The organism is Cryobacterium sp. 10I5 (genome assembly GCF_035019865.1).
Taxonomy (GTDB): Bacteria; Actinomycetota; Actinomycetes; order Actinomycetales; family Microbacteriaceae; genus Cryobacterium; species Cryobacterium breve_A.
The window spans coordinates 1-17,591 of the sequence record NZ_JASJVI010000010.1; the positions used below are offsets into that span (position 1 = coordinate 1).

The 17,591-nt window shown below is 68.1% G+C and carries 15 protein-coding genes; 6 read left to right on the forward strand and 9 right to left on the reverse strand.

Annotated features, from left to right (window positions below; translation table 11 throughout):
- The coding region (locus QN350_RS05135; RefSeq protein WP_323515928.1) for an NADH-quinone oxidoreductase subunit C at positions 1 to 1,485 on the forward strand (1,485 nt) is incomplete at its 5' end.
- Between the two features lie 55 nt (positions 1,486 to 1,540).
- Here the strand turns inward: QN350_RS05135 and QN350_RS05140 are convergent.
- Together QN350_RS05140 and QN350_RS05145 are read right to left on the reverse strand one after the other, a co-directional pair.
- Positions 1,541 to 1,876, reverse strand: coding sequence for a metalloregulator ArsR/SmtB family transcription factor (locus tag QN350_RS05140; RefSeq protein ID WP_323502674.1), 336 nt, complete (start codon positions 1,874 to 1,876; stop codon positions 1,541 to 1,543).
- Positions 1,877 to 2,019: 143 nt separating this feature from the next.
- A complete protein-coding gene (locus QN350_RS05145; RefSeq protein WP_322139393.1) occupies positions 2,020 to 4,302 on the reverse strand; it encodes a polyribonucleotide nucleotidyltransferase in 2,283 nt (760 codons plus the stop codon).
- Positions 4,303 to 4,640: 338 nt separating this feature from the next.
- Between QN350_RS05145 and QN350_RS05150 the strand changes: the two genes are divergently transcribed.
- Positions 4,641 to 5,765: a glycoside hydrolase family 6 protein gene (locus QN350_RS05150; protein WP_322139392.1), complete on the forward strand. Its 1,125-nt coding sequence runs from the start codon at positions 4,641 to 4,643 to the stop codon at positions 5,763 to 5,765.
- Positions 5,766 to 5,881: 116 nt separating this feature from the next.
- On the opposite strand, the gene QN350_RS05155 is transcribed toward QN350_RS05150, so the two are convergent.
- The 3 genes from QN350_RS05155 to QN350_RS05165 all read right to left on the reverse strand — a co-directional run bounded on the left by QN350_RS05155 (position 5,882) and on the right by QN350_RS05165 (position 9,085).
- On the reverse strand, positions 5,882 to 6,802 hold the full coding sequence (locus QN350_RS05155; RefSeq protein WP_281534385.1) for a dihydroorotate oxidase electron transfer subunit: 921 nt from the start codon (positions 6,800 to 6,802) through the stop codon (positions 5,882 to 5,884).
- The gene (locus QN350_RS05160; RefSeq protein WP_322139391.1) at positions 6,799 to 7,773 is read right to left on the reverse strand and encodes a dihydroorotate dehydrogenase; all 975 of its coding nucleotides are present in this window, start codon (positions 7,771 to 7,773) and stop codon (positions 6,799 to 6,801) included. Before QN350_RS05160 ends, QN350_RS05155 begins: the two co-directional genes overlap by 4 nt.
- A 160-nt stretch (positions 7,774 to 7,933) precedes the next feature.
- Positions 7,934 to 9,085, reverse strand: coding sequence for an ROK family transcriptional regulator (locus tag QN350_RS05165; protein WP_322139390.1), 1,152 nt, complete (start codon positions 9,083 to 9,085; stop codon positions 7,934 to 7,936).
- Positions 9,086 to 9,235: 150 nt separating this feature from the next.
- Here QN350_RS05165 and QN350_RS05170 point away from each other — a divergent pair, with 150 nt between their 5' ends.
- The 4 genes from QN350_RS05170 to QN350_RS05185 are packed head-to-tail and all read left to right on the forward strand — an operon-like array spanning position 9,236 to position 14,164.
- On the forward strand, positions 9,236 to 10,567 hold the full coding sequence (locus QN350_RS05170; RefSeq protein WP_322139389.1) for an ABC transporter substrate-binding protein: 1,332 nt from the start codon (positions 9,236 to 9,238) through the stop codon (positions 10,565 to 10,567).
- Between the two features lie 2 nt (positions 10,568 to 10,569).
- Positions 10,570 to 11,508, forward strand: coding sequence for a sugar ABC transporter permease (locus QN350_RS05175; RefSeq protein WP_322139388.1), 939 nt, complete (start codon positions 10,570 to 10,572; stop codon positions 11,506 to 11,508).
- The gene (locus tag QN350_RS05180) at positions 11,505 to 12,422 is read left to right on the forward strand and encodes a carbohydrate ABC transporter permease (protein WP_323502676.1); all 918 of its coding nucleotides are present in this window, start codon (positions 11,505 to 11,507) and stop codon (positions 12,420 to 12,422) included. Before QN350_RS05175 ends, QN350_RS05180 begins: the two co-directional genes overlap by 4 nt.
- Positions 12,419 to 14,164 (forward strand): alpha-glucosidase, encoded by a 1,746-nt coding sequence (locus tag QN350_RS05185; RefSeq protein ID WP_322139386.1) that lies wholly within the window; start codon positions 12,419 to 12,421, stop codon positions 14,162 to 14,164. The genes QN350_RS05180 and QN350_RS05185 overlap by 4 nt, the downstream gene beginning before the upstream one ends.
- 142 nt (positions 14,165 to 14,306) lie before the next feature.
- On the opposite strand, the gene QN350_RS05190 is transcribed toward QN350_RS05185, so the two are convergent.
- From QN350_RS05190 to QN350_RS05205, 4 genes are all read right to left on the reverse strand, one after another.
- Entirely contained in the window at positions 14,307 to 15,839 is a 1,533-nt protein-coding gene (locus QN350_RS05190; protein ID WP_322139385.1) for an amino acid permease, read from the reverse strand.
- Positions 15,840 to 15,900: 61 nt separating this feature from the next.
- Positions 15,901 to 16,878 (reverse strand): NAD(P)-dependent alcohol dehydrogenase, encoded by a 978-nt coding sequence (locus tag QN350_RS05195; protein ID WP_322139384.1) that lies wholly within the window; start codon positions 16,876 to 16,878, stop codon positions 15,901 to 15,903.
- A complete protein-coding gene (locus tag QN350_RS05200; protein WP_322139383.1) occupies positions 16,875 to 17,156 on the reverse strand; it encodes a helix-turn-helix transcriptional regulator in 282 nt (93 codons plus the stop codon). Before QN350_RS05200 ends, QN350_RS05195 begins: the two co-directional genes overlap by 4 nt.
- On the reverse strand, positions 17,150 to 17,578 hold the full coding sequence (locus QN350_RS05205) for a hypothetical protein (protein WP_322139382.1): 429 nt from the start codon (positions 17,576 to 17,578) through the stop codon (positions 17,150 to 17,152). The genes QN350_RS05200 and QN350_RS05205 overlap by 7 nt, the downstream gene beginning before the upstream one ends.
- Positions 17,579 to 17,591: the final 13 nt, after the last annotated feature.

Below are 17,591 nucleotides of genomic sequence, written 5' to 3' on the forward strand. Positions count from 1 at the left end.
ACCCCAAGCCGCCCCGAGGTCATCGTGCTCGTCCGCGACCGGCTGCGCCAGGAGGCATCCGCCCTGCTGGACAGCGGCAACCGGCTCGCGATGATCGCCTGCCACGACGACGGCGACGCCCTGCGCGTCGTCTACTCGTTCGCGGGCGTCTTCCCCCGCCGGCAGGTCGATCTCGTCGTTCCGGTTCCGTATGACGACGCCTGGGTGCCGAGCATCGCCGACCTGTCCTACCCGGCAGGCAACTTCGAGCGCGGGATGCGCGACCTGTACGGCGTACGCCCGGCCGACCACCCGCAGCCGTACCGGCTCGTGCGGCACGGGCATTGGCCGCGTGGCTGGTACCCGATGCGCCTCGGCGCCCGGGTGACGCCCCGGTTCGAGCCGGACGTCGAGTCCTTCCCCTTCGTCGAGGTCGAGGGACCGGGTGTCTACGAGATCGCCGTCGGGCCGATCCACGCCGGGATCATCGATCCCGGGCACTTCCGCTTCTCCGTCGTCGGCGAGACGATCGTGCGCATGGAGGCCCGCCAGTGGTACATGCACCGCGGCGTCGAGCGGCTCTTCGAGGGGCGGCGGCCGGCCGATGGCCTCGAGCTCGCCGAGCAGGTCACCGGGGACACCGTCGTCGGGCACTCCCTCGCATACTGCATGGCCGTCGAGGCCGCTGCAGGCATCGAGGTCCGCGAGACCGACCGGCTGCTCCGCGCCCTCCTGCTCGAACTCGAGCGGATCTACAACCACGTCTCCGACCTCGGCTCCCTCGCGAACGACGTCGGCTTCGGGATCGTGCACTCGCACACCCAGCGGCTGCGCGAGACCCTGCTGCGCCTGAACAAGACCGTCACCGGCCAGCGTTTCCTGCGCGGCGGCGTGCGGATCGGCGGCACCCGGGTGCTCAGCCTGCCGGACCCCGAGGTTCTCCGAGGTGTGGCCGCGGACATGCAGGAGATCATCGCGATCACCCTCGGCCACGCGATCGTGCGGGACCGGTTCACGGGTACGGCTCCGCTCGGTGGCGCCCAGGCGCGCGCCATCGGCACCCTCGGGTACGTCGCACGGGCCTCCGGGATCGACGCGGACTCCCGCAGGGATCACCCGTTCGTCGATCTCGGCCCGGCGTTCCACGTCGTCACCGAGACCGGCGGGGATGTGCTCGCCCGCTACCGGGTGCGCGCGGGCGAATTCGCGGTCTCGATCGCCGTGGCCATCGACCTCGTGGCCCGCCTCGGCGACCACCTCGGCAGCGGCACCGCGGTCGACCCGCCCGAACCCGGGACCGGGCTGGCCTTCGTCGAAGGCTGGCGCGGAACCATCTGCCACCGGGTCGAGCTCGGCGCCGGCGGCGTGGTCAGCCGGGTCAAGATCGTCGATCCCTCGTTCTTCAACTGGCCGGCGCTGCCCGTCGCGCTCGCGGAGACGATCGTGCCCGATTTCCCGCTCGTCAACAAGAGCTTCAACCAGTCCTACGCGGGCAACGACCTCTGAGCCCAGCCCGCGACGCGCCCCCGGACCCGCTGAGGTGTCGGGCAGGCGGATGCCGCTATCGGCCGTCCTGCTCGATCGTGCGCAGGAGCGCGTGGGAGTCTTCGAGAGTCGCGACCAGCATCCGCTTCGCGACGGCGAGCAGTTCGGCGACGCCGGCGTCACGGACCGCGTAGAAGATGGTGTTGCCCTCACGGCGGGTGACGACCACCCCGGCCCTGCGGAGCACCCCGAGCTGCTGGGAGAGGTTGGAGAGCTCTGAGCCGAGCACCTCGGCGAGGCTGCCGACCGAGCGTTCGCCGCCGACGAGCTGTTCGAGCACTTGCACGCGCAGCGGATGCCCCAGCGACTTGAACAAGTCGGCCTTGAGTTGGGCCATGGGCAATCCGGTCATCGGCACCGTTTGATTATATCGCCGATTGATAATGTTCTCAAATAGGTGGAGCCGGGCACGGAAAAGGCCCGCCCTGCCGAAGCAGAACGGGCCTTCCGTCTAACCGACGAACCTGGCGAGAGGTTGTCGGCAGAGCTCTAAGACTACGCCTCGGTGGACACCGATGCGACCTCGACGACGGATTCGGCGGATGCCGACTCGTCTTCGAGGACCGGGGCGAGCGACAGCTTGCCACGGTCGTCGATCTTGGTGATCTCGACGAGGACCTTCTGGCCGACTCCGAGCACGTCTTCGACGTTCTCGACGCGCTTGCCACCGGCGAGCTTGCGGACCTCGCTGATGTGCAGAAGGCCGTCCTTGCCGGGGAGGAGCGAGACGAAGGCGCCGAACGCGGCGATCTTCACGACGGTGCCGAGGAACTGCTCGCCGACCTCCGGGTTGGAGGGGTTCGCGATCGCGTTGACCTGGGCACGGGCTGCCTCGGCCGAGGGGCCGTCGACGGCGCCGATGTACACGGTGCCGTCTTCCTCGATCGAGATGTCCGCGCCGGTCTCATCCTGGATCGCGTTGATCGTCTTGCCCTTCGGGCCGATCAGCTCGCCGATCTTGTCGACGGGGATCTGGACGCTGATCACGCGGGGCGCGGTCGGTGCCATCTCGTCGGGCTTGTCGATGGCGGCGTTCAGCACGGCGAGGATGGTCGTACGAGCATCCTTGGCCTGCGTGAGCGCTCCGGCGAGCACCGAGGCGGGGATGCCGTCGAGCTTGGTGTCGAGCTGGATCGCGGTGACGAACTCGCTCGTGCCTGCGACCTTGAAGTCCATGTCGCCGAGGGCGTCTTCGGCGCCGAGGATGTCGGTCAGGGCCGCGTAGCGGGTCTTGCCGTCAACGGTGTCGGAGATGAGGCCCATCGCGATGCCCGCGACCGGGGCGCGCAGCGGCACACCGGCGTTGAGCAGGGACAGGGTCGATGCACACACGGAACCCATCGAGGTCGAGCCGTTGGAGCTGAGCGCCTCGGAGACCTGACGGATGGCGTACGGGAACTCCTCGCGCGACGGCAGCACGGGGACCAGGGCACGCTCTGCGAGCGCTCCGTGGCCGATCTCGCGACGCTTCGGCGTGCCGACCCGGCCGGTCTCACCGGTGGAGTACGGCGGGAAGTTGTAGTTGTGCATGTAGCGCTTCTTGGTGACCGGGCTCAGGGAGTCGATCGTCTGCTCGAGCTTGAGCATGTTCAGCGTCGTGACACCCAGGATCTGGGTCTCGCCGCGCTGGAAGATCGCCGAACCGTGCACGCGGGGGATGATCGCGACCTCGGCGTCGAGCGGGCGGATGTCCGCGAGCCCACGGCCGTCGATGCGCACGCCCTCGTTGAGCACGCGGGAGCGTACGACGAGCTTGGTGACCGACTTGTACGCGGCGGAAACCTGGTTGGCGGCGCTCGCGTCGAGCTCGCCCGCTTCGATCTTCGCTGCGATCGCGGTCTTGACGCTCGCCTTGAGGGCGTCGTCTGCGTTCTGGCGTTCGACCTTTTCGGCGATCTGGTAGACGTTCTTGAGCTCGTCATAGGCGAGCGCGGCAACGGCGTCGTAGGTGGCCGGCACGTACGGCGGGAACACCGGGTAGTTGCCGGTCGGCTTCGCGGCCGCGGCTGCGACCTTCTGCTGCGCTTCGATGAGCTGCTTGATGAAGGGCTTCGAGGCTTCGATGCCCTCGGCGATGACCTCTTCGTTCGGCTTGATGGCGCCGCCCTGGATCAAGGTCCAGGCGTTGTCGGTGGCTTCGGCCTCGATCATCATGATCGCGACGTCTTCGCTGCCATCGGCATCCGTCACAACGCGGCCGGCGACGACCATGCTGAACACGGCTTCTTCAACCTGCGAGTGCTTCGGGAACGCGACCCACTGGCCGGAGCCGTTCTGGTCGGGGATGAGGGCGACGCGGACGCCACCGATCGGGCCGGAGAACGGCAGGCCGGCGATCTGGGTCGACATCGACGCGGCGTTGATCGCCAGCACGTCGTAGTACTCGTCCGGCGCGATGGCGAGGACGGTGACGACGACCTGGATCTCGTTGCGGAGTCCGTCGACGAACGACGGGCGCAGCGGCCGGTCGATCAGGCGGCAGGTGAGGATCGCCTCGGTCGACGGGCGACCTTCGCGACGGAAGAAGCTGCCCGGGATGCGGCCGGCAGCGTACATACGCTCCTCGACATCGATGGTCAGCGGGAAGAAGTCGAAGTTTTCCTTGGGCTGCTTGCTCGCGCTCGTGGCGGATAGCAACATCGTCTCTTCGTCGATGTACGCGGCGGCAGAACCCTGCGCCTGCTGGGCGAGACGGCCGGTCTCGAAGCGGATCGTGCGAGTGCCGTACTTGCCGTTGTCAATAACGGTTTCGGCGAACGTGATTTCTGGACCCTCCATATGGGGGTTCTCTCCTTTTGTGTTTGCTTCTCGCCATTCCGGCGATGAAGACTTGCGCACCCGTATGGCGCGCAAGGCGTGCGGACAATCCATAGACTGGCCTCGCCAAGTCTAACAGAGCGGTCTCCCGCGGCAGGCGGGAGGAAACGCGCGAGAAAATGCCCGCAGCGCACGCCCCCGGCCGGAAGTGAAGCAGAGAAGATCTCTGGTTTGCTTGACCGGATGCCGTCGGCCGGGTTTGACTGGACCCACCCCGATCTCCGCTGCACGCCCGCTCGTCGCCCTTCGTCGCCACTGCCCGCGCGCCGCCCCTCGTCATCGCCATCGGAGTCCCCTCGATGAACTTCCGCTCGCGCCTCGTTCGCACCCTGCTCCCGGTCCTGCTCGGAGTCCTCGGCCTTGTCCTCGTGCTCGTCGTCGCGCTGGTCGCCCTCCCCCAGCGCCCGGACTCTGCCGGTACCGAGAGCGGGTCCGGCCAGAGCCCGTCGCCGGCCGCTTCGGTTCCGGGCGCGGCTCCGGCCGCGGCGCCGGGCGCCGCCGATCCCGATACCGATCCGGATGCCCCTGGCGACGCGACCGCTGCGGCGACGTCGAACGTGTACTTTCCCGGCGGTTTCTACCGGGAGCCGGACACCCCGGCGGATGCCGCCGTTGCGCGGCTCCGTGCCGCGGGCGACACGGCCTCGGCAGGCCTCGTGCAGCAGATCGCCTCCCAGCCGACGGCGATCTGGCTCGGCGACTGGTATTCGGACGCGCTCCTGACGACGCTCGTCAAGCGGCACGCGGCGGCGGCACGGCAGCAGGGCACGACCCTCGTTCTCGTGACATACGCGATCCCGAACCGGGACTGCGGCGGGTACTCGGCCGGCGGTCACGGCTACGACACCTACCTCGCCTGGAACCGCACCATCGTCGCCGCCCTCGGCGGCACGCGCGCCGTCATCCTCGTCGAACCGGACTCCCTGTCGATGCTCGCGAGCCCGAATTGCGCGGGCGAGGCGGCGAAGCGCCTGCCGCTCATCCGCGGCGCCATCGATATCCTGCACGCGGCGGGCAACCGCACCTACCTCGACGGGGGCAACTCGAACTGGCTCACCCCGACCGCACAGGCAAGCTGGCTGACCCAGGCCGGCATCGCCGCCGCAGACGGCTTCTTCACGAACGTCTCCAACTTCTACCCGGTGCAGGCGGAACAGGACTACGCGGGCAAGGTCTCGTCGCGGGTCGGCTGGAAGCACTTCGTGATCGACGTCTCCCGCAACGGTAAGGGCTGGCTCGGCACCTGGTGCAACCCGCCCGGCGCGGGTCTCGGGGCCAATCCGACCGCGGATACCGGTGCGGTGAAGCTCGACGCCCTGCTCTGGGTCAAGCATCCGGGATTGAGCGACGGCACCTGCAACGGGGGCCCGGCCGCCGGCACCTGGTTCGAGAGCTACGCCCTCGATCTGGCCCGCAACCGCTGACAGCCCGGGCACGTCACCGGTTGAGTTGCGGAGAAAACACCGTCACGGGCGACGGGAGGGAGTCTTCTCCGCAACTCAACGCCGGTGACGCGCTCCGCGGGAGCATCGGAAACGTTCTAGACGGCGGCGTCGAAGACGGGGCCGTCGACGCAGACGAGGGGACCCTCGACGGCGGGGTCCGTGCGGACCGGCGCCGCGCATCCGTGGCAGTAGCCGAGCCCGCAGGCCATGTGCGCCTCGAGGGACGCCTGCACGGGCACGTCCCACTCGGCGCCGAGTTCGGCGGCGAGCCGGGTGAGCACGCCGGCGCCGCAGACGAAGACGACGTCGGGCGGACCGGCGGCGAATTCACGGCGCAGCAGAGCGCCGAGTGTAGGAAGGTCGGCGGTGCCCTCCTCGTCGGTGACCGGGATGAAGCGCGCACCGAGTTCGGCGCATTCGGCGGAGCCGATGAGGCTCCCCCTGGTGCGTCCGCTCGCGACGAGGGTCGCATGGATGCCGCGGGTCGCCGCATCCTCGACCGAACCCATCACGGCGCACACGCCGACACCACGGCCGATCATCAGGGCCCGCCGGGTTCCGGACGGGAATTCGAAGCCGCGGCCGAGCGGCCCGGTCACGAGGAGCCGCTGTCCCGGTTTGACGGCGGCGAGCGCGGTGGTGCCGCGGCCGGCGACGCCGTAGATGACCTCGATCGTGCCTCGCTCCGGGTTCCGGCGGTGGATCGCCATCGGACGCGGAAGCAGGATCCGCTCTCCGCCGTGCGGTGGGACTGTGATCATCAGGAACTGCCCGGCGAGCGCCGTCGCCGCGATCGTGCCGCAGGACAGAGTGAGCCGGCGGTAGCGTTCGCGCACGACCTCGTGATTGACGACGGTCGCCTCGTCCCAGATCGGCTCGGGGCGGGGCCCGGCCTCGGCCGGGCGCACGGACAGCAGGCCGTCGAGCGCTGCGGCATCCGCTGCGGCGAAGGCGGCCTGCCTGGCGAGCGCCGCCCGGGTCTCTGCGGCGGTCGGCGGGGTCTTCATCGGGCTCATTGGGCTCTCCAGAGGTCGATGAGATCGCGGATGCCGGTGACCCGGTCGTCCGTGCAGCGCTGTTGCAGGGTGCGCACGATCTCGACCGTCGCGAACGGGCGGGCGAAGCTTGCGGTGCCGACCTGCACGGCGGAGGCGCCGACCGAGAAGTAGTCGAGGGCGTCGTCCGCGGTCTCGATGCCGCCGCATGCGATCACGGGGATGTCGACGGAGCGTGCGGCGAGCCAGACCAGCCGGAGCACGATGGGCCGGATCGAGGGCCCGGACAGGCCGCCGATGACGTTGCCGATCGCGGGGGCGCGGGTATACGCCTCGAGCGGAAGGGCCGGGATCGAGTTCGCGACGCAGACGGCATCCGCGCCGGCGGCCTGGGCGGCCTGGGCGCACTCGGCGATCGAGGAGGCGAGGACCGGGAGCTTGACGATGAGCGGCTTGTCGGTCTCGAGCCGCACCGCGGCAACGGCGGCCTCGATGGCGTCCGGGTCCGAGCCGATGTCGGTGCCGTCGCGGTCGAGGTTGGGGCAGGAGACGTTGAGTTCGAAGGCGTCGCCGGCCGTGCCGAGGTCGCGCACGACGGGGGCGTAGCCATTCGGTCGGTGCGCGCCGACGCTGATGATCACGGGCGGTCCGAGGGCGGCGTAGTGCGGGTGCAGCTCGGCGAGGTAGCCGGCGGCGCCCCGGCTCGGGATGCCGACGCTGTTGACCATGCCGGCCCGGATCTCGGTGAGCCGGTGCGCCGGGTTGCCGCCGCGCGGCACGCCGAAGACGGTCTTCGTCACGACGGCCCCGAGCTCGTCGACGGGGATGAGCCGGCCGAGGGCGGGTCCGAAACACCCGGAGGCGGGCATGACCGGGTTCCGGAGGCGCAGGCCGCCGATGCTGACGCCGAGGTCGACGGTGGCGCCTGCGGTCGGGCGGGCGGCGAAGAAGGTGCGGCGGGCATCCGTCGTCGGCCGCGGGGTCTCGCTCAAGTGGCCTGCCTTCGGGTCCGCGGGCGGGAATACTGTCCCGCTACGCGGTCCAATTATCGCGTGCGCCCAAACGGATGTTCAAATCACGCAACCGGAATACGCGCACCGTCCGGCCGCCCGGCCCACGGGTGCGCCGTCGCCCTCTCGGCAGGACCCGGGCTCAGCCCGCGGACGTCAGACGCCCGAGAGATTGCTGGATGGCGACTCCCGCGGCTCCGCGAGCCCACGCCGAAAGCCCGGAGTCATCGACGACGATGCGGAGTTCAGTAGCGTCGGGGTCCCGGTCCGCACGCGCGGCAGCGCGGATCTCGTCGGAGACGAGATCCCACAGGCCGATCCCCTCCCCCGACAGCACGATCGTGTCGAGCATGGCGATGTTCGCGATGACGGCAATCATCCGGCCGAGGGCCCGTCCGGTCGCGCCGATGACGGACATCGCCGCACGATTGCCGTGAGCCGCGAGGTCCAGGACCTCGTCGTACCCGACTTCCCGGCCCAGAGCGATGCCGAGCTGCGCGCAGACGCTGGAACTCGTCAGCATGGCCCGGGAGCAGCCGCGGTGACCGTCCGGACACAGCGGACCCGTCGCGTCGAGCGGGATGTGTCCGCCGAGCCCGAGGCCACTGTCGGCGGTCACGATGACCTGGTCGTTGACGACGAGGCCGTATCCGACGCCCACACCGATCGTGAGTACGGCGAACGTCGGCGTTCCCCGCCCGGCGCCGAACCACTGCTCTGCGGACGTGAGCGCGACGACATCGTTCTCGACGGAGACGGGCACTCCCACTACGACCTCGAGCTCACCCGCAAGGTCCACGTCCCTCCAGCCGAGGAACGGTGCCCGGGTGACGATGCGCGACCCGGTCACATTGCCGCCGATGCAGACCCCGACCCCGGAAATGCCCTCCGGTCCCCCGAGTTCGTGTACGACCGCTGCGATCTGCGCCACGACATGCGCAACGGAGTGCTCGCCGAGCGGCCGAGCCGCGGCGGAGAGTTCGTTGGCTCTCAGGTCGGTGAGCACCCCGAATACCCCCTCGCCCGTGACCTTCACGCCGATGAACCGGCTCGCGTCCACGCGCACGTCGAGAGGTCGCGCCGGGCGCCCGACGGTACCGTCGTGATCCTCGCTGCCCTCCACGAACAGCCCGCGATCGAGGAACGGCTTACTCAGGCGCGTGAGGCTTGCAGGGGAAAGTCCCAGCCTGCGGCCCAGGTCGCCGCGGGAGATCGGTCCGTGAATCAGGACAGCACGCGCGAGATCCCTGGCCGAGCTACTCGAGAGCGTTGCAGCCCCGGAGTCCCTGGACATTTCCATATCGTGCACACTCCCTGTATTTCTTCCATTTTGACATAAACACCGCGAGAACGTGACCGATGAGCCCAAATTCATTCCATGAATGCCGACTTGACACCTTGATTCTTTTCGGAGTAGAAAGAATCTAGACACAAGGAGACGGCAATGACGGATACAACGACGTACCAGCGATCACCCCGGCGAGCGCAGCGACGACACAGGCTCCGGCGGCTGGTGTCGGTTGTCGCCCTGGGCGCGCTCGGCCTCGGCACCCTGAGCGGATGCGCGCCGGCTACGACCGGCGTGGTCACCCTCGATTTCTTCCAGTTCAAGGCCGAGGCCATCGGCGACTTCGACACGATCATCGCCGAGTTCGAAGCAGCGAACCCCGACATCCACGTCGTGCAGAATTCGGTCCCTGACCCCGATACGGCCATCCGCACCCTGTTGGTCAAGAACAAGGTTCCCGACGTACTGAGCCTCGGCGGCTCGGGCAACCTCGGCCAACTCGCCCGAGCGGGCGTGTTCCACGACTTCACCGGCGACCCCCTGCTCGCGGGTATCAATCCCGCCGTGCAGAAGATCCTCGCCGCGCTCGGCACCAACAAGGGCACGGAGGTCAACGCACTCGGAATGGTGAGCAATGCAAACGGTGTGCTCTACAACCGGGACATCTTCGCCGCCCAGGGCATCGCCGTCCCCACCACCTGGGACGAGCTGATCGCTGCGGCCGACAAGCTCACCGCGGCCGGGATCACACCCTTCTACGGCACACTGGCCGACGCGTGGACGGCTCAGGTCTCCCTCAACGGAATCGGCGCCCAGCTCGGTGGCAAGGACTTCTTTCCTGACCTGCGCAAGCAAGGAGCGGATGTCGGCGCTTCCTCGGCCGTGTCGTTCGAGAAGAACTACCCGGATACCTTCGCCAAGCTCGCCAAGCTGTACTCCTACGCACAGCCCGGCTACCTCGGCAAAAGCTACGCGGACGGGAACCTGGCCTTTGCTCACGGCGAGTCGGCCATGCTGATGCAAGGCATCTGGGCGCTCGCCCCGATCCTCGCCAACAACCCCGACATCAACGTCGGCAGCTTCCCCTACCCGGTCACCGACAACCCCGAGGATATCCGCCTCGTCTCGGGAGTCGACGTCGCAATCACCATCGGGCGCGACACCCCGCACTATGCCGAGTCGAAGAGATTCGTCGACTTCCTGCTGCAGAAGGAGACGGTGGAGAAGTTCGCGGCCTCGCAGAACATGTTCTCCGGGGCGCGCGATGCAGCCCCCAACGCGAACCCGGCACTGGCCGAGTTGCAGCCCTACTTCACGACGGGGCAGATCGTCGGATTCATCGATCACCAGATTCCGGCGAGCATCCCGCTCGGCCCGATTGTCCAGCAATTCCTGACCGACAAGGACAGCGCAGGCGCGCTGGCCACCCTCGACAACGACTGGCGCAAGGTTGCGGCACGCACCCCGTCGACACGAAGCGGAGATTAACGATGCCCACTCACGTCCTGACCCGGCCCACGCCGGAGCGAACCACTCCGATCTCACCCGCCCGGCCGCGACGGCGCGGCATAGGGGCCACGCCACGCGCCTTCTACTGGATGGTGGTCCCGGCACTGGCCATCTTCGCCCTGCTGCACACGGTCCCCGTGCTGATCGGCGTCTTCTTCAGCTTCACCAACTATGCGGGATTCGGAGCCTGGGACTTCGTGGGGTTCACCAACTTCCTGGCCCTGTTCCAGGATGACCGGGTGCTGAAGGCCTACGGCTTCAGCTTCGGCTTCGCCATTGTCGCCACGATCCTCACCAATGTGATCTCACTCGCGATTGCGGTCGGGCTGAACGCGAAGATCGCACTCCAGTCCACATTCCGGGGGATCTTCTTCATCCCCTACGTGCTCTCGATCCTCGTCGTCGGCTACGTGTTCCAGTACTTCTTCGCGAACGCACTTCCCACCATCGCCTCGAACATCCCGGTGTTCCGCGACAACATCCTGACCAGCCCGGACTGGGCCTGGACGGCCGTCGTGGCCCTCGCGGTCTGGCAGTCGTGCGCCTTCGCGATCATCCTCTACCTCGCCGGGCTCCAGACCATTCCCCAGGAGCTCTACGAAGCATCCGCCCTCGACGGCGCGACACCGCGACGTCAGTTCCGTTCGATCACCTTCCCGCTGATCAGCGCCTTCTTCACGATCAACATGGTGCTCAGTCTCAAGGGATTCCTGCAGGTCTTCGACCCGATCGTCGCCCTCACCAAGGGCGGCCCGGGCACCTCGACGGAGTCGATCACCCTTCTGATCTTCCGGGGCGGTTTCCAGGGCGGCGAGTTCGCGTACCAGTCCGCGAACGCGGTCATCTTCGTGATCGTGATCCTGGTCGTCTCATTCCTGCAGTTCCGAGTTCTTCAGCGCAAGGAGGCCGACTTCTCATGACTACCTCAACACTCGACACTCCGGCTGTCGGCCCCGCTCCCACGGGTGCACGCTCCGCGCACCGCCGAAACAGCGCTCCCCGGCGCCGGGCGGGCGACCGCCCGAGAATCAACTGGTGGGCGACGGCCCTCATCGCCGTCTGTTCCATCACCGTGCTGGTTCCGCTGTACTTCGCGATCATCACCGCCCTGAAGACACCCGACCAGCTCACCGGCACCGGATTCGAACTGCCGACCAGCTTCCACTGGCAGAACTTCGTCGATGCCTGGACGCTGACCAAGTTCCCGCAGGCGCTCATGAACACCGCCTTCATCACGGTCGGCGCCGTCGTCCTCACCCTGATGACGAACTCCCTCGTGGCCTATGCGATCGCGCGGAACATGCACAAGCCGTTCTTCAAGGGCGCATACTTCTACCTGCTCTCCGCGATCTTCATTCCGTTCCCGATCATCATGCTCCCCGTCGTGAAGGAGACGGCCCTCTTCGGCCTCGACAACCAGGTGGGCCTCATCCTGCTGTACGCGGTCTTCGGTCTCTCCCTGAATGTCTTCATCTATGTCGCCTTCATCAAGTCGATCCCAATCGAACTCGAAGAGGCCGCGTACACGGACGGTGCGAGCACCTGGCGCGTCTTCTGGCAGATCATCTTCCCGCTGCTGACTCCGATGAACGCGACGGTCGGCATCCTCACCTGCGTGTGGGCCTGGAACGACTTCATCCTTCCCCTTGTCGTCCTGTCCGATCCGGCCGCGCGCACACTCCAGTTGTCCCAGTTCGTGTTCCAGGGACAGTTCAACACCAACTACTCGGCAGCATTCGCCTCCTACCTGATGGCCATGGCGCCCCTGCTGATCGTGTACATTTTCGCCCAGCGCTGGGTCATCTCCGGCGTGATGAGAGGATCCATCAAATGACCGAAATCACCGAAACAGCCACACCCCTGATCGAGTCCCCCGGCACATCGTCGGGCGCCTCCCCGGCCGACGCCGGGACCGCGGCCCCCTGGTGGACGTCCGGCGTTGTGTACCAGGTCTATCCGCGCAGCTTCGCGGATGCCGACGGTGACGGGATCGGCGACCTCGCCGGCATCCGCGGCCGCCTCGACTACCTGGCCGAGCTCGGGATCGATGCCCTCTGGCTGTCCCCGGTGTACCCCTCTCCGCAACACGACAACGGCTACGACATCAAGGACTACGAGGACATCGACCCCGTGTTCGGCGACCTCGCGGAATTCGACCTGCTCCTCGCCGAGGCGCACGACCGCGGGATCAAGATCGTGATGGACCTCGTGGTCAACCACACGAGCGACGAACACCCGTGGTTCGTCGAGTCCAAGAGCAACCTGACGAACCCGAAGCGGGACTGGTACTGGTGGCGAGCGCCGCACGCGGACGGCGGAGTGCCGAACGGCTGGCGGAGCGCGTTCAGCGGACCGGCATGGACCCTCGACGACACGACGGGCGAGTACTACCTGCACCTGTTCGCGAAGCAGCAGCCCGACCTCAACTGGGAAAACCCCGATGTCCGCGCCGCGGTGTACGCGATGATGAACCGATGGCTCGACCGTGGCGTCGACGGCTTTCGGATGGACGTGATCAACTTCATCGCCAAGCGCACGGAACTGATCGACGGACCGATGCCGGCAACGGACGGCGGCTCACCGATGGGCCCCCAGATTCACGCGTACCTGCAGGAGATGCACGCCGCCGTGTTCGCCGGCCGCCCCGGTGACCACCTGACCGTCGGTGAAATGCCGGGGGTCTCCACGGCCGATGCCGTGCTGTTCACGGACCCGGCCCGCGGCGAGGTCGACATGATCTTCCAGTTCGAGCACGTCGGGCTCGACCACGGGGACACCAAATTCGACGTCCGCCCTCGTAACCTGCCCGCGCTCAAGCAGAACCTCGCGCACTGGCAGACCGACCTCGCGGAGACCGGGTGGAACAGCCTCTACCTCAACAACCACGACCAGCCGAGGCTCGTCTCCCGGTTCGGCAACGACACCACCTACCGCTACGAGTCGGCCACCCTCTGGGCGCTCGTGCTGCACCTGCAACGCGGCACCCCGTACATCTACCAGGGTGAGGAGATCGGGATGACGAACGTGCGGTTCGACTCGATCGCCGACTACCGCGACATCGAGTCGCTCAACCACTATCGGGAGGCGGTCGAGGAGTTCGACCTGGCCCCGGCATCCGTTCTGGCCGGAGTGCACGCGATGGGCCGCGACAACGCCCGCACCCCCATGCAGTGGGATGCGACGCCGAATGCGGGTTTCACGACGGGGACGCCCTGGCTCGCGGTCAACCCGAACCACACCGGGATCAACGTCGCCGCCGACCGTTCGGGCGAGCGGAGCGTGTTCCGGTTCTACCAGGCGCTCATCCGGCTCAGGCACGAGAGCCCGGTCGTCGCCCTCGGCGACTTCAGCCTCCTCGAGCCAGACCACGAACAGCTCTACGCCTTCACCCGTTCGCTGGGCGGCGAGACCCTGCTCGTTGTGGCCAACGCGGCGGATGCCCCGCTCGCCGCGCCGCTGCCCGCTGCGGTCGCCGGCCTGCTCGCGAACGCCGAGCGCGTCCTCGGCAACTACCCGCGCCAGTCCCCCGGTGCGTCCCTCCGTCCCTGGGAGGCGACCCTCTACCGCCTCCCCTAGGAGTCTTGCACCCGCGCCAGCCCGCGCCGGCCCGCGCCGGCCCGCGAGAGTACGAATATGGCCCCTTCAGCCGCACGGAGAGGGCCGAATTCGTACTCTCGCGGGAGGGAGTGGCGGCGGAAAGGGTTCGTCGCGGGAGGGGTCAGTCGCGGAGGGAGTTCTCCTCGCGGGCGGCCTCGGTGCGCACGGTCTCGTCGAAGACGCGCTTGGCTTCGATGCCGACCACGGAGTGGCGGCGCCCGTAGGCGAAGTACACGGCGAGGCCGATCAGCAGCCAGACGGCGAACCGCACCCAGGTCAGGGTCGTGAGGTTGAGCATCAGCCAGAAGCACAGCACGGCGGAGAGGATCGGCAGGAACGGGGAGAGCGGCACCTTGAAGGCGCGCTTGAGGTCTGGCCGCTTCTTCCGCAGCACGATGACGGCGATGCTCACGAGCACGAACGCCGAGAGCGTGCCGATATTGATCATTTCCTCGAGGACGCCCACGTTGGTGAGACCGGCGATCAGCGCGACCGCCGTACCCGCGATGATCTGCACGCGCGCCGGCGTGCCGCGCTTCGCCGACGTGACGCTGAGGCCGCGGGGCAGCAGGCCGTCGCGGCTCATCGCGAAGAGCACCCGGGACAGTCCGAGGAGCAGCACCATGATCACGGTCGTGAGGCCGATCAGGATGCCGACCGAGATGACCTCGGCGGCCCAGCCGGCGCCGACGGCGACGAACGCGGTGGCGAGGGAGGCGTTCGGGTCCTGGGCGAGCACCGTGTACGGCACCATCCCGGTCAGCACGAGGCTGACGCCGAGGTAGAGCACGGTGACGATCGCGAGCCCGGCGAAGATCCCGCGCGGCAGGGTCTTCTGCGGGTTCTTGACTTCCTCGGCGCTCGTGGCGACGACATCGAAGCCGATGAACGCGAAGAACACGAGGGAGGCGCCCGCGAGCAGGCCGAAGAGGCCGTAATGGGCCGGGTGCGCACCCGTCATGAAGGAGAAGAGGGACTGCATCCAGACGTCGCCGTCTCCGCCGGTCGTCGGGACAGCGGCGGGGATGAACGGCGAGTAGTTCGCCGGGTTGATGAAGAACGCGCCTGCGACGATGACGAAGAGCACGATCGCGACCTTGAGGATCGTGAAGACGCTCGCGACCCGGGCGGAGAGCTTCGTGCCGAGCACGAGCAGGGTCGTGAAGATCGCGACGATGACGAAGGCGCCCCAGCTCACGTCGAGGCCGAGGATGTTGATGGTCGCCGGGACGTTCCAGTGCAACAGGTCGAAGACGCTCGAGAGGTAGATGCCCCAGTACTTCGCGATCACGGCGGCCGCGGTGAGCATCTCGAGGATCAGGTCCCAGCCGATGATCCAGGCGAGGAGCTCGCCGAGGGTCGCGTAGGTGAAGGTGTATGCCGAGCCGGCGACCGGAACGGCCGATGCGAACTCCGCGTAACACATGATCGCGAGGGCGCAGGTGAGGGCGGCGAGCAGGAACGCGAGCGTCACCGACGGGCCCGCATAGCTGCCGGCCGCCTTCGCCCCGACCGAGAAGATCCCGGCGCCGACGGCCACGGCGACACCCATGACCATGAGGTCCCAGGTGCCGAGGGTGCGCTTGAGGTTGTGGCCCTTTTCGAGGGAGTCGGCCATCGAGGCCTCAATGCTTTTGGTGCGCCAAATGCTCATAGCTGGGAGATATCCGTTTCGTTGGGTGCCTGCCCAGCCTACGGCTCCCCCTGTCCGGGTCTCACGGAACGGTGACGACGACCTTCCCGCGCGCCTGTCCGGCGTGCTGGCAGCGGATGCCGTCCGCCGCCTCCGCGAGGGAGAACGTGCGGTCGATCACGGGCCGGATGCTGCCGGCCTCGAGCAGTGTCCCGAGGGTCTCGAGGTCGTCGGCACCCTCTGCGGAGACGACCCCGCGCAGGGTCTGCTTCACGAAGGCGGAGAGCAGGAGGGCGCGCAACTGGCGGTCGATCCCGCCGAAGACGGCTCCACCGCCCTCCCCTCCGACGATGACGAGGGTGCCGGTCGGGGTGAGGGCCCGGCGGAGCCGGGCCAGGGTGGGGTTTCCGGCGATGTCGAGGATCAGGTCCCAGGTGTTCCGGCCGTCCGCGAAGTCGTCGCGGGTGTAGTCGATCACCTGGGCGGCGCCGAGCGACCGGACGAGGTCGACCTTGCCGGTGCTGCAGACCCCGGTGACGGTTGCGCCGAGCGCCGTGGCGAGCTGGACGGCGAAGGTCCCCACTCCGCCGCCTGCGCCGATCACGAGGACCCGCTGGCCCGCCTCGAGTTTCCCGGCGTCGCGGAGCGCGTGCAGGGCTGCGCACGCCGAGACGGGCACGGCCGCGGCCTGGGCGAACCCGAGATTCGCCGGCTTCGGGGCGAGCCGGTCGGTCGGGACCCGGGTGTACTCGGCGAAGGATCCGGTGAGCGACGTGCCGAACACCTCGTCGCCGACCCGGAACCTGGTGACGTGAGAACCGACGGCAGCGACCGTGCCCGCGACATCCCGCCCGCGCACCCGGAGCCGCGGGGCCCGGAGCCCGAAACCGAACAGCCGGAGCAGGTACGGGCGCCCGGCCATCAGGTGCCAGACGCCGGCGTCGATCCCGGCAGCCTGGACCCGTACGAGCACCTCGTCGGCTCCGACCTTCGGCTCTTCGATGTCCTCGAGGTGCATGACGTCTGCGGAACCGTACCGATTCTGGACGAGGGCTTTCATGATTCTTCTCCTGACGGGGTCACGGATGGGGTCGGATGGGTGGGGTACTGGAACACGTCGTCGAGCGGTACGCCGAAGGCGTGGGCGATCAGGAACGCCAGCTCGAGCGAGGGCGAATAGCGGCCCTGCTCGATGGCGATGATGGTCTGGCGGGTAACGCCGGTGCGGTCGGCGAGGTCGGCCTGGGTCATCTCGCCGTGGGCGAAGCGGAGCCGCCGCATGTCGTTGGTGACCCGGGTCGGCTTCGCGGAGGTCGTTGACTTCGCCGGCCTCACCATTGGGGCAGGCCCCTCCGGTAGGCGACGAGCCGCGCGATGCCTCCGAGGACCGCCGAGAGCACGAACGCGAGGTACACCGCGTTGGCGATCCAGAAGTACGGCAGTTGCAGCAGGGCCATCAGGAGGGCGGCGACCCCGCCGATCACGACGAACGACTGGCCGACCGTGTCGCCGAACCGGGCGATCTCGCGGTCGCGCTGGTCGGCCTGCCCGGCATCCCGTGGCGACAGGATCGAGACCAGGATGTCGAGCACGATCGATGCGACGATGGCGCCGCCGATGGTCCAGAGCAGCGCAGCCACGTACGGCGCCTCGGCGAGCGGCATGCCGTCATCCCGGATCAGGAGGAGGACGAGGTAGGTCGTGTACGCGGCGATCGCGGTGCCGAGCCTGATCCAGGCGCGTTTTTCCAGGGCTGACATCGGACTCCTTGAC

Excerpts from the sequence above, each read along its gene's own strand:
- QN350_RS05140 (WP_323502674.1), bottom strand. The coding sequence starts at position 1,876 with ATGACCGGATTGCCCATGGCCCAACTCAAGGCCGACTTGTTCAAGTCG.
- QN350_RS05145 (WP_322139393.1), bottom strand. The coding sequence starts at position 4,302 with ATGGAGGGTCCAGAAATCACGTTCGCCGAAACCGTTATTGACAACGGC.
- QN350_RS05150 (WP_322139392.1), top strand. The coding sequence starts at position 4,641 with ATGAACTTCCGCTCGCGCCTCGTTCGCACCCTGCTCCCGGTCCTGCTC.
- QN350_RS05155 (WP_281534385.1), bottom strand. The coding sequence starts at position 6,802 with ATGAGCCCGATGAAGACCCCGCCGACCGCCGCAGAGACCCGGGCGGCG.
- QN350_RS05165 (WP_322139390.1), bottom strand. The coding sequence starts at position 9,085 with ATGTCCAGGGACTCCGGGGCTGCAACGCTCTCGAGTAGCTCGGCCAGG.
- QN350_RS05170 (WP_322139389.1), top strand. The coding sequence starts at position 9,236 with ATGACGGATACAACGACGTACCAGCGATCACCCCGGCGAGCGCAGCGA.
- QN350_RS05175 (WP_322139388.1), top strand. The coding sequence starts at position 10,570 with ATGCCCACTCACGTCCTGACCCGGCCCACGCCGGAGCGAACCACTCCG.
- QN350_RS05180 (WP_323502676.1), top strand. The coding sequence starts at position 11,505 with ATGACTACCTCAACACTCGACACTCCGGCTGTCGGCCCCGCTCCCACG.
- QN350_RS05185 (WP_322139386.1), top strand. The coding sequence starts at position 12,419 with ATGACCGAAATCACCGAAACAGCCACACCCCTGATCGAGTCCCCCGGC.
- QN350_RS05190 (WP_322139385.1), bottom strand. The coding sequence starts at position 15,839 with ATGAGCATTTGGCGCACCAAAAGCATTGAGGCCTCGATGGCCGACTCC.
- QN350_RS05195 (WP_322139384.1), bottom strand. The coding sequence starts at position 16,878 with ATGAAAGCCCTCGTCCAGAATCGGTACGGTTCCGCAGACGTCATGCAC.
- QN350_RS05200 (WP_322139383.1), bottom strand. The coding sequence starts at position 17,156 with ATGGTGAGGCCGGCGAAGTCAACGACCTCCGCGAAGCCGACCCGGGTC.
- QN350_RS05205 (WP_322139382.1), bottom strand. The coding sequence starts at position 17,578 with ATGTCAGCCCTGGAAAAACGCGCCTGGATCAGGCTCGGCACCGCGATC.